At 69.5% G+C, this 13,294-nt stretch carries 12 protein-coding genes; 10 read left to right on the plus strand and 2 right to left on the minus strand.

Going from position 1 to position 13,294, the window contains the following annotated elements; all coding sequences use genetic code 11:
- The 6 genes from H0X90_RS30780 (at window position 1) to H0X90_RS30805 (ending at window position 8,090) form a co-directional block, all read left to right on the plus strand.
- Window positions 1-1,185, plus strand: coding sequence for a flagellar basal body P-ring protein FlgI (locus H0X90_RS30780; protein WP_034195648.1), 1,185 nt, complete (start codon window positions 1-3; stop codon window positions 1,183-1,185).
- A complete protein-coding gene (flgJ, locus tag H0X90_RS30785; protein ID WP_006495503.1) occupies window positions 1,186-2,163 on the plus strand; it encodes a flagellar assembly peptidoglycan hydrolase FlgJ in 978 nt (325 codons plus the stop codon).
- 220 nt (window positions 2,164-2,383) lie between these two features.
- Window positions 2,384-3,139: a flagellar brake protein gene (locus H0X90_RS30790; RefSeq protein WP_006477567.1), complete on the plus strand. Its 756-nt coding sequence runs from the start codon at window positions 2,384-2,386 to the stop codon at window positions 3,137-3,139.
- Window positions 3,140-3,319: 180 nt separating this feature from the next.
- Complete coding sequence (flgK, locus tag H0X90_RS30795) at window positions 3,320-5,251, plus strand: flagellar hook-associated protein FlgK (RefSeq protein WP_077189595.1); 1,932 nt, start codon at window positions 3,320-3,322, stop codon at window positions 5,249-5,251.
- A gap of 17 nt (window positions 5,252-5,268) precedes the next feature.
- On the plus strand, window positions 5,269-6,504 hold the full coding sequence (gene flgL, locus H0X90_RS30800; protein ID WP_006495499.1) for a flagellar hook-associated protein FlgL: 1,236 nt from the start codon (window positions 5,269-5,271) through the stop codon (window positions 6,502-6,504).
- 278 nt (window positions 6,505-6,782) lie between these two features.
- Window positions 6,783-8,090, plus strand: coding sequence for a solute carrier family 23 protein (locus H0X90_RS30805; RefSeq protein ID WP_077189594.1), 1,308 nt, complete (start codon window positions 6,783-6,785; stop codon window positions 8,088-8,090).
- A gap of 63 nt (window positions 8,091-8,153) precedes the next feature.
- Here the strand turns inward: H0X90_RS30805 and H0X90_RS30810 are convergent, their stop codons facing one another.
- The gene (locus tag H0X90_RS30810; RefSeq protein ID WP_060267910.1) at window positions 8,154-9,038 is read right to left on the minus strand and encodes a transcriptional regulator GcvA; all 885 of its coding nucleotides are present in this window, start codon (window positions 9,036-9,038) and stop codon (window positions 8,154-8,156) included.
- 96 nt (window positions 9,039-9,134) lie between these two features.
- Between H0X90_RS30810 and H0X90_RS30815 the strand changes: the two genes are divergently transcribed.
- Window positions 9,135-9,794, plus strand: a complete 660-nt coding sequence (locus H0X90_RS30815; RefSeq protein ID WP_006495497.1) for a chromate transporter — start codon at window positions 9,135-9,137, stop codon at window positions 9,792-9,794.
- Entirely contained in the window at window positions 9,791-10,318 is a 528-nt protein-coding gene (locus tag H0X90_RS30820) for a chromate transporter (RefSeq protein ID WP_006477572.1), read from the plus strand. Before H0X90_RS30815 ends, H0X90_RS30820 begins: the two co-directional genes overlap by 4 nt.
- 46 nt (window positions 10,319-10,364) lie before the next feature.
- On the opposite strand, the gene H0X90_RS30825 is transcribed toward H0X90_RS30820, so the two are convergent.
- Window positions 10,365-10,703: a hypothetical protein gene (locus H0X90_RS30825; protein ID WP_006483072.1), complete on the minus strand. Its 339-nt coding sequence runs from the start codon at window positions 10,701-10,703 to the stop codon at window positions 10,365-10,367.
- A gap of 287 nt (window positions 10,704-10,990) precedes the next feature.
- Here H0X90_RS30825 and H0X90_RS30830 point away from each other — a divergent pair, with 287 nt between their 5' ends.
- Window positions 10,991-11,737, plus strand: coding sequence for a YoaK family protein (locus tag H0X90_RS30830; protein ID WP_006495495.1), 747 nt, complete (start codon window positions 10,991-10,993; stop codon window positions 11,735-11,737).
- 344 nt (window positions 11,738-12,081) lie between these two features.
- A complete protein-coding gene (locus H0X90_RS30835; RefSeq protein WP_012492356.1) occupies window positions 12,082-13,203 on the plus strand; it encodes a porin in 1,122 nt (373 codons plus the stop codon).
- The last annotated feature ends 91 nt before the right edge of the window (window positions 13,204-13,294 follow it).

Here is a 13,294-nt window from a genome sequence, read left to right on the forward strand (position 1 = left end):
ATGCAGACGACCCTGTTCCACCGCCTGTCGGCCCGCGCGCATGCGGCCGCGCGGCTCGCCGTCGCGTTCGCGGCCGTGGCGGCCGCCTGCGTGCTCGGTGCCGCGCCCGCGCACGCGGAACGCCTGAAGGATCTCGCGCAGATCCAGGGCGTGCGCGACAACCCGCTGATCGGCTATGGCCTCGTCGTCGGCCTCGACGGCACGGGCGACCAGACGATGCAGACGCCGTTCACGACGCAGACGCTCGCGAACATGCTCGCGAACCTCGGCATCTCGATCAACAACGGTTCGGCCAACGGCGGCCCGTCGTCGCTGAACAACATGCAGCTGAAGAACGTCGCGGCCGTGATGGTGACGGCTACGCTGCCGCCGTTCGCCCGGCCCGGCGAGGCGCTCGACGTGACCGTATCGTCGCTCGGCAACGCGAAGAGCCTGCGCGGCGGCACGCTGCTGCTTACGCCGCTGAAGGGCGCGGACGGGCAGGTGTACGCGCTCGCGCAGGGCAACATGGCGGTCGGCGGCGCGGGCGCCAGCGCGAACGGCAGCCGCGTGCAGGTGAACCAGCTCGCGGCCGGCCGGATCGTCGGCGGCGCGATCGTCGAGCGCGCGGTGCCGAACGCGATCGCGCAGATGAACGGCGTGCTGCAGCTGCAACTGAACGACATGGACTACGGCACCGCGCAGCGCATCGTGTCCGCGGTCAACTCGAGCTTCGGCCCGGGCACCGCGACGGCGCTCGACGGCCGCACGATCCAGCTCGCGGCGCCGGCCGATTCCGCGCAGCAGGTCGCGTTCATGGCGCGGCTGCAGAACCTCGACGTGAGCCCGGACAAGGCCGCGGCGAAGGTGATCCTGAACGCGCGCACCGGCTCGATCGTGATGAACCAGATGGTCACGCTGCAGAGCTGCGCGGTCGCGCACGGCAACCTGTCGGTGGTCGTCAACACGCAGCCGGTGGTGTCGCAGCCGGGGCCGTTCTCGAACGGGCAGACGGTGGTCGCGCAGCAGTCGCAGATCCAGCTGAAGCAGGACAACGGTGCATTGAAGATGGTGACGGCCGGCGCGAATCTCGCCGACGTCGTGAAGGCGCTGAACACGCTCGGCGCGACGCCCGCGGACCTGATGTCGATCCTGCAGGCGATGAAGGCGGCGGGCGCGCTGCGTGCGGATCTGGAGATCATCTAAATGGCGGCGAACCTTCCGAACGCAAACGACCTGACGCAGCGCTTCGCGCTCGACGTGCAGGGTTTCGATGCGCTGCGCGCGCAGGCGAAGCAGTCGCCGCAGGCCGGCGCGAAGGCGGTGGCCGGCCAGTTCGACGCGATGTTCACGCAGATGATGCTCAAGAGCATGCGCGACGCGTCGCCGGACGGCGGGCTGTTCGATTCGCATACGTCGAAGATGTACACGTCGATGCTCGACCAGCAGCTCGCGCAGCAGATGTCGACGCGCGGGATCGGCGTCGCCGACGCGCTGATGAAGCAGTTGCTGCGCAACGCGGGCGTCGGCGCGGGCAGCGACACGGCGGCCGACGTCGGCGCGGGCGGCATCGGCGGCCTCGGCACGGCCGGCAACGAAGGCAGCCTCGCCGCGATGAACGCGATGGCGAAGGCCTATGCGAACGCGGCGAACAACGGCGCGCTCGCCGGCGCGCGCGGCTACTCGGCCGGCAGCGCGCTGACGCCGCCGCTGAAGGGCGCGAGCGGCGTGCAGGACGCGGACGCGTTCGTCGACCGGCTCGCGGGCCCCGCGCAGGCGGCCAGTGCGACGACCGGCATCCCGGCGCGGTTCATCGTCGGCCAGGCCGCGCTCGAATCGGGCTGGGGCAAGCGCGAGATCCGCGCGGCGGACGGCTCGACCAGCTACAACGTGTTCGGCATCAAGGCGAACAAGGGCTGGACCGGGCGCACCGTGTCGGCGCTGACCACCGAATACGTGAACGGCACGCCGCGCCGCGTGGTCGCGAAATTCCGCGCGTACGACTCGTACGAGCACGCGATGACCGACTACGCGAACCTGCTGAAGAACAATCCGCGCTATGCGGGCGTGCTGAGCGCGAGCCGCAGCGTCGAAGGCTTCGCGCACGGCATGCAGAAGGCCGGCTACGCAACCGACCCGAATTACGCGAAGAAGCTGATCTCGATCATGCAGCAGATCGGCTGACGGGCCCGCCCGCCACCGATTTGTCCCCCCTTCGGACCGCGCCCGGCACCCCGCCGCGCGCGGTTTCAACGTTTGCGCGAAAAAAATCGCCGTTTCGATCTAAACTTTCGGTCAGCACTGCCGCTAAGTGTGAGAGACCTGCGACCGGGCCCCCGTTCTGGCCCGGTTTTATTGCGCACCGGTTGCCCCGGGCGCCCATGACAAGAAAGACCGGCTAGCCATGAATATCGAAACGTCGACGGACCCCAGCCTGGATGCAGGCCACTCCGGGCCCGACTATGCCCGCCGCAATCCGCTGGAAATCGGCGTGCAGCTGCGCAACCTGGTGAATCGCGGCGATTTCCTGACCGTCCAGTATCCGGGCGGCCAGCTCGTCACGCGCCTGCTCGAGGTCGACGTCGGCGCGCGGACGTTTACGTTCGACTGGGGCGCGCTGTCCGAGCAGAACGCCGGCATCCTCGGCGCGTCGCACTGCACGTTCGCGGCCTCGCCGGAGGGCGTGCGCGTCGAATTCACCACGGGCACGCCGCGCGAGACGCGCTACGAGGGGCTGCCCGCGTTCGTCGCCGATTTCCCCGACGTGCTGGTCTGCATCCAGCGCCGCGAATATTTCCGCGTCGACGCGCCGATCGTCGATCCGTTCCTGTGCCGCGGCAAGCTGCCGGACGGCGAAAGCTTCCTGTTCGAGGTGCACAACCTGTCGCTCGGCGGCGTGGGGCTGCGCACGGCCGACGAGCGTGTCGAGGCGCTCGAGGTCGGCACGCTGCTGCCGGACGTCGAACTCGAGCTGACCGGCCACGGCAAGCTGTCGCTCGACTTGCAACTGGTGTCGCAGCGTTCGACCCAGATGCCGAACGGGTCGCGGCGCTACCAGCTCGGCTTTCGCTACATGTCGCTGCCGGGCAGTGCGGAGAACACGCTGCAGCGGCTGATCACGCAGCTCGAAATGAAGCGCCGCTCGCTCGCGCGGGCCTGACGCGCACCTGGCGGGGCCGCCCGCGCAGCAACGCCGGCGCCCCCGCCGGCCGCTTCGACCGGCGACGCACGCCCGTGCGTCGCACGTGCATTTTTTCCTCAATTTTTTCGATCCGCGGCCGTTATACCGGGAGTCACGCAACCCGGCGGCCGCAGCGCGGCCGGCTCATCAGGATCGCGCATGTCCAACACACTCATGAACCTCGGCGTCAGCGGCCTGAATGCCGCGCTCTGGGGCCTCACGACGACCGGCCAGAACATCAGCAACGCCGCGACGCCGGGCTATTCGGTCGAACGCCCCGTCTATGCGGAGGCAAGCGGGCAGTACACCAGCAGCGGCTACATGCCCCAGGGCGTGAACACCGTCACCGTGCAGCGGCAGTACAGCCAGTACCTGAGCGACCAGCTGAACGGCGCGCAGACGCAGGGCGGCGCGCTGTCGACGTGGTACTCGCTCGTCACGCAGCTGAACAACTACATCGGCAGCCCGACGGCCGGCATCTCGACCGCGATCACGAGCTACTTCACCGGGATGCAGAACGTCGCGAACAGCGCGTCCGACTCGTCGGTGCGGCAGACCGCGATGAGCAATGCGCAGACGCTCGCGAACCAGATCACCGCGGCCGGCCAGCAGTACGACGCGCTGCGCCAGAGCGTGAACACGCAGCTCACGAGCACCGTCACGCAGATCAACGCGTACACCGCGCAGATCGCGCAACTGAACCAGCAGATCGCCGCGGCGAGCAGCCAGGGCCAGCCGCCGAACCAGCTGATGGACCAGCGCGACCTCGCGGTGTCGAACCTGTCGACTCTCGCGGGCGTGCAGGTCGTGCGCAACAGCGACGGCTACAGCGTGTTCATGTCGGGCGGCACGCCGCTCGTCGTCGCGGACAAGAGCTACCAGCTCGCGACCGTCACGTCGCCGTCCGATCCGAGCGAGCTGACCGTCGTGTCGCAGGGCATCGCCGGCGCGAACCCGCAGGGGCCGAACCAGTTCCTGTCCGACGCGTCGCTGTCGGGCGGCACGCTCGGCGGCCTGCTCGCGTTCCGCAGCCAGACGCTCGACCCGGCCCAGGCCCAGCTCGGCGCGATCGCGACCAGCTTCGCCGCGCAGGTCAACGCGCAGAACGCGCTCGGCATCGACCTGTCGGGCAAGATCGGCGGCAACCTGTTTTCGACCGGCGCGCCGATCACCTACGCGAACCAGGGCAATACCGGCAACGCGACGCTGTCCGTGTCGTTCGCGAACGCCGCGCAGCCGACCACCAGCGATTACACGCTCGCGTACGACGGCGCGAATTACACGCTGACCGACCGTGCGACCGGCACGGTGGTGGGGACGTCGACGTCGATGCCGGCCTCGATCGGCGGGCTGAACTTCTCGTTCTCGTCCGGCTCGATGAGCGCCGGCGACAAGTTCACCGTGCAGCCGACGCGCGGCGCGCTGAACGGCTTCGGCCTCGCGACGTCGAACGGCTCCGCGATCGCGGCGGCCGCGCCGTACGTGCCGTCGGCCACGACGACCAACACCGGCAACGGCACGATCGGCGGGCTGTCCGTCACGAGCGCGACGGCCGCGGCCAACGCGCACAACTACACGATCACGATGGGCGGCACCGCGGCCGCGCCGACCTACACGGTCACCGACAACACGGCCGTGCCGCCGACGACCAGCGCCGCGCAGCCGTACCAGTCGGGCTCGCCGATCACGCTGACGGCGGGTGTCACGGTGACGGTGTCGGGCACGCCGGCGGCCGGCGACACGTTCAAGGTCGCGCCGAACACGGGCGGCACGAACGACGGCAGCAACGCGCTCGCGCTGTCGAAGCTCGTCAACTCGAAGGCGTTCGGCAACGGCTCGACCACGCTGACGGGCGCGTACGCGAACTACGTGAACGGCATCGGCAACACGGCGAGCCAGCTGAAGTCGTCGAGCGCCGCGCAGACCGCGCTGGTCGGCCAGATCACGCAGGCGCAGCAGTCGGTGTCGGGCGTGAACCAGAACGAGGAAGCGGCCAACCTGATGCAGTACCAGCAGCTCTACCAGGCGAACGCGAAGGTGATCCAGACCGCGTCGACGCTGTTCCAGACCGTGCTGGGCCTGTTCAACTGATTTCGGGGTTCGAAGCGATGCGGATTTCCACTGCGCAGTTCTACCAGATGAACGTCGCCCAGATGAGCGACCAGCAGGCGCAGCTCTCGCAGCTGTACCAGCAGATCTCGAGCGGCGTGAGCCTCGCGACGCCGGCCGACAACCCGCTCGGCGCGGCGCAGGCCGTGCAGCTGTCGATGACGTCGGCGACGCTGTCGCAGTACGCGGCGAACCAGAACGCCGCACTGTCGTCGCTGCAGAAGGAAGACCAGACGCTCATCAGCGTCAACAACCTGCTGAACAGCATCCACACGGTCGTGATCCAGGCCGGCGACGGCTCGCTGTCGGACAGCGATCGTTCGGCACTGTCGACGCAGCTGCAGGGCTATCGCGACCAGCTGCTGACGCTCGCGAACTCGACGGACGGCGCGGGCAACTACCTGTTCGCCGGCTTCAAGACGGCCACCGCGCCGTTCTCGAACGCGCCGGGCGGCGGCGTGACCTACAGCGGCGACACCGGCTCGCGCGAGGTGCAGATCGCCGACACGCGCTCGATCGCGCAGGGCGACAACGGCGCGAACGTGTTCCTGTCGGTGCCGATGCTCGGCAGCCAGCCGGTGCCGCTCGCCGGCACCGGCAACACCGGCACCGGCACGATCGGCGGCGTGACGATCACGAGCCCGTCGGCCGCGTCCAACGCGCACCAGTTCACGATCGCGTTCGGCGGCACGGCCGCCGCGCCGACCTACACGGTGACCGACAACACCGTCGTGCCGCCGACCACGACCCCCGCGCAACCGTATTCGGACGGCGCCGGGATCGCGCTCGGCAACGGCCTGTCGGTGCCCGTGTCGGGCAAGCCGGCGCCGGGCGACACGTTCACGGTCACGCCCGCGCCGCAGGCCGGCACCGACGTGTTCGCGGCGCTCGACACGATGATCGCCGCGCTGAAGGTGCCGATCAGCAGCAACACGACCGCCGCGACCGCGCTCGCGAACGCGATGACCACCGGCACGACGAAGCTGAACAACATGATGACGAACGTGCTCACGGTACAGGCGTCGGTCGGCGGCCGCGAGCAGGAAATCAAGGCGATGCAGGCCGTGAACCAGACCAACACGCTGCAGGTCAGCAGCAACCTGGCCGACCTGACGAGCACCAACATGGTCGCGACGATCAGCCAGTTCCTGCAGATGCAGAACGCGCTGACGGGCTCGCAGAAGGCTTACGCGCAGTTGCAGAACCTGTCGCTGTTCCAGTACATCAACCCCTGATGCATGACGTGCCGGCCGCGATGTGAGCGCACGCTTACTTCACGGCCGGCGCTCGCCGCCGCACGCGCATCGTGCGCGGGCGGGCACGTCGCCGGCCGGCGCGGTCGCGCACCGGTTCTCTCGCGCGGCCTGCCGCCCCGCACCTCGCTGTTCCGCCCGCCGACGCCGCGTACCGGTTCGCTTGCCAGCCCCATTTCCGCTCCGTAAACTCGCGCCAGATTCCAGACCGGCGCATCCCTGGCAGCCGGCGACCGACGACCGACAGGAGCGCTTTCCCCATGTCCGATTCCTATTTCCCGCGCTGGCGGGTCCAGCCGACCGGCGCGAGCTCGCGCGTGGTCGGTCCCGACGAGCGCCTCGTGTGGCCGCAGATGGTCGCGATGGGCGTGCAGCACGTCGTCGCGATGTTCGGCTCGACCGTGCTCGCGCCGCTGCTGATGGGCTTCGACCCGAACCTGTGCATCTTCATGTCGGGCATCGGCACGCTGCTGTTCTTCGTGCTGGTCGGCGGCCGCGTGCCGAGCTACCTCGGCTCGAGCTTCGCGTTCATCGGCCTCGTGATCGCGGTGACGGGCTACGGCGGCAGCGGCCCGAACCCGAACATTCCGGTCGCGCTCGGCGGGATCGTCGCGTGCGGCGTCGTGTACGTCGCGCTCGGCGCGCTGGTGCAGGCGATCGGCACGCGCTGGATCGAGACGCTGATGCCGCCCGTCGTGACCGGCGCGGTGGTCGCGGTGATCGGGCTGAACCTCGCGCCGATCGCGGTCAAGGGCGTGTCGGGCTCGACCTTCGAATCGGTGATGGCGCTCGTCACGGTGCTGTGCGTCGGCGGCGTCGCGGTGTTCGCGCGCGGAATGATGCAGCGCCTGCTGATCCTGGTCGGGCTCGTGATCGCGTACGTGATCTACGCGATCGCGACCAACGGGATGGGCCTCGGCAAGCCGATCGATTTCGCGATCGTCGCGCATGCGGCGTGGTTCGGCGTGCCGAGCTTCCGCGCGCCGGTGTTCGATCCGCACGCGATGCTGATGCTCGCGCCGATCGCGGTGATCCTGGTCGCGGAGAACCTGGGCCACATCAAGGCCGTCAGCGCGATGACGGGCACCAACCTCGACCGCTACGTCGGCCGGGCGTTCATCGGCGACGGGCTCGCGACGATCGTGTCGGGCAGCGTCGGCGGCACGGGCGTCACCACCTACGCGGAGAACATCGGCGTGATGGCCGTCACGCGGATCTATTCGACGCTGGTGTTCGCGCTCGCCGCGCTGATCGCGATCGGCCTCGGCTTCTCGCCGAAGTTCGGCGCGGTGATCCAGACGATCCCGGGCCCCGTGCTCGGCGGCGTGTCGATCGTGGTGTTCGGGCTGATCGCGGTGACGGGCGCGCGGATCTGGGTCGTCAACAGGGTCGACTTCTCCGACAACCGCAACCTGATCGTCGCGGCCGTCACGCTCGTGCTCGGCGCCGGCGACTTCTCGCTGAAGATCGGCGGCTTCGGGCTCGGCGGGATCGGCACCGCGACGTTCGGCGCGATCATCCTGTACGCGATCCTGCGCAAGGAAAAGGAACCGGGCCCGGTGGTCTGATTCGGGCGCGGGCGGTGCCATGCCGCCCGCCGTCGTCCTGTCGATCCCGGCGGCGCGTGCGCGTTATGCGCCGGTATTCGACTGTCCCTGCAGCCACCCGCAGAACTGCGCGACGAGCGGATCGTCGGCCGGCGCGCCCGGCGCGATCCACCAGTAGCTGCGCGTCGCGATGCGCGGCCCGTCGAGCGGCATCACCAGGCGCCCGCTCGCGAGCTCGTCGTCGATCAGCGGCAACGGGCCGAGCGCGACGCCGAGCCCGTCGACGGCCGCCTGCAGCGCCAGGTAGAAGTGGTCGAACGACTGCCGCTTGCGGCCCTTCATCGCGACGCCGGCCGCCGCGAACCAGTCGCGCCAGCCTTCCGGCCGCGTATCCGAATGCAGCAGCACGTGCCGCGCGAGATCGTCCGCGCGCGTGATCGGCGCGCGCCTGAGCAGCGCCGGGCTGCACACCGGAATCACGCTTTCGTCGAGGAAGTGGCCGCTCGTGCAGTTCGGCCAGTGGCCGGGGCCGCGGCGGATCGCGACGTCGAAGCCGTTCAGCGTGTCGAGCGGCGCGTTCGACGTCGACAGCTTCAGCTCGACGTTCGGCACGTCGCGCTGGAACCGCGACAGGCGCGGCAGCAGCCATTTCATCGCGAAGGTCGGCAGCGCGTTGATGCGCAGCACGCGCGCCGCGCCGGTGTGGCGCAACTGCTCGGTGGCGAGCGCGATGCTGTCGAACGCCGCGCGCACGGTGTCCAGGTAGCGGCGGCCTTCGTCGGTGAGCTTCACGCGCTTGCCGTAGCGGTGGAACACCGGCTTGCCGAGCCACGCCTCGAACCCGGCGATCTGCCGGCTGATGGCACCGTGAGTCACATGCAGCTCGTCGCCGGCGGCGCTGAAGCTTTCATGTCGTGCCGCGGCTTCAAAGGCCCGAAGCGCGGAAAAGGGCGGGAGATCGCGTGCCATGCTTGTGATTCTAGATCACAAGGGCGCGCCGATAAAATCGTTTTGCCGGCATCCTGAACGGCGGTAACCTCGCTTCACCGTTTGATGAGGAGCCCCATGCAATCCGCTTCGCCGCCCGTCCCCCCGCCGTCCGGCGCGCCGCCCCGCAGCGTCGGCCTCGCCGAGCTGTTCACCGGTTTCCTGTCGCTCGGCCTGATGTCGTTCGGCGGCGCATTGCCGTTCGCGCGGCGCACCATCGTCGACGAGCGCAAATGGCTCTCCGCCGACGAATTCACCGATCTGCTCGGCCTGTGCCAGTTCCTGCCGGGCGGCAACGTGATCAACCTGTCGGTCGCCGTCGGCATGCGCTTTCGCGGCGTCGCCGGCGCATTCGCCGGCATTCTCGGGCTGATCGCCGGCCCGACGCTGGTCGTCGTCGCGCTCGGCGTGCTGTACGCGAAGACGCAGAACGATCCGCACGTGCAGCACCTGTTCGCGGGGCTCGCGGCGGCGGCGGCCGGCCTGCTCGTCGCGATGGCGATCAAGGTCGCGAAGCCGCTGCTTCGGGCGCCGCGCGCGGCGGCTGCGATCGCCGTGTTCGCGTTCGTCGCGATCGCGGTGCTGCGCGTTCCGCTGCTGACCACGATGCTCGTGCTGACGCCCGTCAGCGTATGGCTCGCGTCGCGCCGCCGCGACGCGGGCACGCCGCGGCCGGCGCCGGCTGCCGCGCATCGCGCGCACGGTACGTCCGACACGCAACAGGAGCGCCGGCCATGAGCGATACGCTGATCGCCATCGCGACGATCTTCAGCCAGTTGTCGCTGCTCGCGTTCGGCGGCGGCAACACGATCCTGCCGGAGATGCAGCGGCAGGTCGTCGACGTGCATCACTGGATGAGCGCGCACGAGTTCACCGCGCTGTTCGCGCTGGCCCAGGCGGCGCCGGGGCCGAACATGATGATCGTGTCGCTGGTCGGCTGGCACGTGGCCGGCTGGGCCGGGCTGCTCGTCGCGTCGCTAGCGAAATTCGGGCCGTCGTCGATCGTCACCGTGCTCGCGCTGCATGCGTGGGAGCGTTTTCGCGACCGGCCGTGGCGCCGCTACGTGCAGCAGGGAATGATGCCGGTGACGGCGGGGCTCGTCGCGGCGAGCGCGGTGCTGATTTCCGAGGCGTCGAACCGCACCGCGATCCAGTGGGGCATCACGGCCGCGTGCGCGGTGCTGGCGTGGCGCACGCGCATCCACCCGCTGTGGCTGCTCGCGGGCGGCGCGCTGATCGGGCTCACGGGCATCGGGCAATGAGCGGCCCGTCGTGCCGCCCGCCGTTGCCCGCGGCGGCGGTTGCAGGTTACCGCGACGCCGGCAGGTCGCCGTTCACGAGGCCGAGCAGCCGGCCGCGCTCGCCGCCGACGTCGTCCGTCGGGGCCGGCCAGTCGACCACGAACCCCGCGTCGAGCGCATCGCGCATGATCGCGCCGTAGTCGGCCTTCGCGAGCCGGCCGCCGCGCAACGCGTCCGCCACCTCGTGCTTGAGCGTCGGCGTGAACGACGGATAGGCGGCCACCAGCGCCGCGTACTGGCGCGCATCGATCTCGTCCGATTCGCGGTTGAACGCCCAGACGGCCACCAGCACGATCGCCGCGAACGGGATGACCGTGTAGCGCAGGAAGAACTTCGCGAGTGTCATTCGAAGGCCCGGTGAAGAACGGCGGGGCGGCGCGCTTGGCCGCGGCCGGTGGCGGCCGGCCGGTATACTCGGCCGGTCTTGCGGCGGTGAAACCCGCGCGTTGGACCTGTACCGGCCGGCTGCGATGTGCGGCGCTCGGCCGTCCCCCGACGACGGACATTATATTGGCGCGCGGCAGGTGGCGAAGCCCGGCCGCGCAGTGCCGGCGGCGCCCCGCGCGTGCCGGCACGACTGACCTGCGCACCGCCCGCCGCGCGCGGCCGGGCGGGGCGCACCACGGAGGATCGATGGATCTCGACGGCGCCAGCCGCAATCTCACTGTCGCCGCGTTGCTGACGCTGTCCGGCGGCTATCTCGACGCGTACACGTACGTCGGCCACGGCCATGTGTTCGCGAACACGATGACCGGCAACGTCGCGCTGCTCGGCATCAACCTGTCGGCCGGCGAATGGGCCGCCGCGCTGCACCACGTGCCGCCGCTCGGCGGCTTCGTGCTCGCGGTGTTCGTCGCGCACCTGCTGGGCCTCGCCGCGCAGCGCGGCTGGATGCGGCATACGGCGTTCGTGAGCCTGATCGTCGAGATCGCGTTTCTCGGCGTCGCCGCGAGCGGCCTCGTCGGCGCGTCGAGCGCATGGCTGATTCCGGGCATCTCGTTCGTCGCGACGCTGCAGACGCTGTCGTTCACCCATCTCGAGGCACTGTCGTACACGTCGGTGATGACGACCGGCAACCTGCGGCGTGCCGCGCAGAAACTGTTCGTCGGGCTGATTCCACGCTACGACGTGGGCGCGCTGCACGACTCGGCGCTGCTCGCGACGATCAGTTTCTGCTTCCTGGCGGGCGCGGTGGTCGGCGGCCTCGTGACGCGGCTGGTGCCGGACGTCGCGCTGTGGGGCGCCGTGCTGCTGCTCGTCGGCGCGTTCGCGGAGATCGTGCGACGGGCCAGGCGTCGCGCGGGGAACGGCGGTGCGGGCGGCGAGGGCGGCAGCGGCGACGCGGGCAGCGGCAGCGACGGCGCGGCGCAAACCGCCTGACGGCACTCAGCCCGCCCGCAGCCCGCGGTAGCCGATCGCAACGATCGCCCCGACTGTTTCGCCCGATCCGCGCTACCGCGCCGCACCCTCGCCGGACCTTGCGGCGCCATGTGCGCTCGCCGGCGCCGTCGCACCGCGCCCTGCCGCCGCGCGAGCCAGGCCCGGCGCGGGAAACGTTGTTCCCGGACGACAATCGCGCGATTACCGCGTATTTCAATTTCTTTCAGCGTTCGCACTCGTCATATGATTCAGCCCACATCGTGCGCGCCATGAACGCGTGCGATCGCCACCCGGCTGCGCACGCGGCCGGCCATGAATGGAGACACCTACAAAAAGGAAAGCTCATGAAGCAGACCACCCGACTCGCAGCCATCGCAGGGGGCGCCGCGCTCGCATTTGCCAGCCAGTACGCGGCCGCACAAAGCTCGGTCACGCTCTGGGGCGTCGCCGACGCCAGCATTCGTTACCTGACCAACGCCAACGCCAAGAACGACGGCCTGCTGTCGATGAGCAACGGCGCGATCACCAACAGCCGCTTCGGCATCTACGGCACGGAAGACCTCGGCGGCGGCCTGAAGGCCGTGTTCAACCTCGAGAGCGGCGTGAACCTGCAGAACGGCGCATTCGCCGACAGCGGCCGCCTGTTCAACCGCGCGGCGTACGTCGGCCTGCAGAGCCCGTACGGCACGGTGACCCTCGGCCGCCAGAAGACGCCGCTGTTCGACCTGCTGTCGGATACGTACGATCCGCTCACCGTCGGCAACTACCTCGAAAACGCGTGGCTGCCGGTCGCCCTCGGCGGCGGCCTGTATGCGGACAACCAGATCAAGTACACGGGCAAGTTCGAGGGCCTGACGGCGAAGGCGATGTACTCGACCGGCACCAACTACGAATCGACCGGCGCCGGCGGCTTCTCGGGCCAGATTCCGGGCTCGCTCGGCAAGGGCAATGCGTGGGGCGTGTCGCTGTCGTACGTGATGGGTCCGCTCAGCATCGCGGCCGGCGCGCAGCAGAACAGCGACAACTCGGCGCGCAAGCAGACGATCTACCACGCGAACATCGTGTACGCGTTCAGCAAGGCGAAGATCTACGCGGGCTACCTGCGTTCGAAGGACGACACGGGCTTCGTCGACAGCCTGCTCGCGCAGCAGACGATTCCGGTCGCGAAGGGCACGGGGCGCATCGACGACGGTCCGTTCGCGGGTGTGAGCTGGCAGGTCAGCGCGCCGCTGACGCTGACGGGCGCGTTCTACTACGACCACATGCGCAACGCGATGACCACGAACGGCACGCTCGCGAGCGGCAACCGCTACGCGGTCGTCGGCATCGCCGAGTACGCGCTGAGCAAGCGCACCGAAATCTACGGCACCGTCGACTTCAACAAGACGACCGGCGCGGCGAACGTCGAGCTGCCCGGCCGCAGCAACCAGACGGGCATCGCGATCGGCCTGCGCAATATCTTCTGACGAACGTCGGAACGCATGCGCCGGCTTCGTCCGGCGCACATCGAAGAGGCTCCGCGAGGAGCCTCTTTTTTTCGTCACGCGACCTTCATAC

The organism is Burkholderia sp. 9775_39, from assembly GCF_015712225.1.
GTDB classification, from domain to species: domain Bacteria; phylum Pseudomonadota; class Gammaproteobacteria; order Burkholderiales; family Burkholderiaceae; genus Burkholderia; species Burkholderia cenocepacia.

What these genes read in the sequence shown, in the direction of transcription:
- H0X90_RS30780 (WP_034195648.1), top strand. Translation starts at nt 1, where the DNA reads ATGCAGACGACCCTGTTCCACCGCCTGTCGGCCCGCGCGCATGCGGCC.
- flgJ (WP_006495503.1), top strand. Translation starts at nt 1,186, where the DNA reads ATGGCGGCGAACCTTCCGAACGCAAACGACCTGACGCAGCGCTTCGCG.
- H0X90_RS30790 (WP_006477567.1), top strand. Translation starts at nt 2,384, where the DNA reads ATGAATATCGAAACGTCGACGGACCCCAGCCTGGATGCAGGCCACTCC.
- H0X90_RS30830 (WP_006495495.1), top strand. Translation starts at nt 10,991, where the DNA reads ATGGATCTCGACGGCGCCAGCCGCAATCTCACTGTCGCCGCGTTGCTG.
- H0X90_RS30815 (WP_006495497.1), top strand. Translation starts at nt 9,135, where the DNA reads ATGCAATCCGCTTCGCCGCCCGTCCCCCCGCCGTCCGGCGCGCCGCCC.
- H0X90_RS30820 (WP_006477572.1), top strand. Translation starts at nt 9,791, where the DNA reads ATGAGCGATACGCTGATCGCCATCGCGACGATCTTCAGCCAGTTGTCG.
- H0X90_RS30810 (WP_060267910.1), bottom strand. Translation starts at nt 9,038, where the DNA reads ATGGCACGCGATCTCCCGCCCTTTTCCGCGCTTCGGGCCTTTGAAGCC.
- flgK (WP_077189595.1), top strand. Translation starts at nt 3,320, where the DNA reads ATGTCCAACACACTCATGAACCTCGGCGTCAGCGGCCTGAATGCCGCG.
- flgL (WP_006495499.1), top strand. Translation starts at nt 5,269, where the DNA reads ATGCGGATTTCCACTGCGCAGTTCTACCAGATGAACGTCGCCCAGATG.
- H0X90_RS30825 (WP_006483072.1), bottom strand. Translation starts at nt 10,703, where the DNA reads ATGACACTCGCGAAGTTCTTCCTGCGCTACACGGTCATCCCGTTCGCG.
- H0X90_RS30835 (WP_012492356.1), top strand. Translation starts at nt 12,082, where the DNA reads ATGAAGCAGACCACCCGACTCGCAGCCATCGCAGGGGGCGCCGCGCTC.
- H0X90_RS30805 (WP_077189594.1), top strand. Translation starts at nt 6,783, where the DNA reads ATGTCCGATTCCTATTTCCCGCGCTGGCGGGTCCAGCCGACCGGCGCG.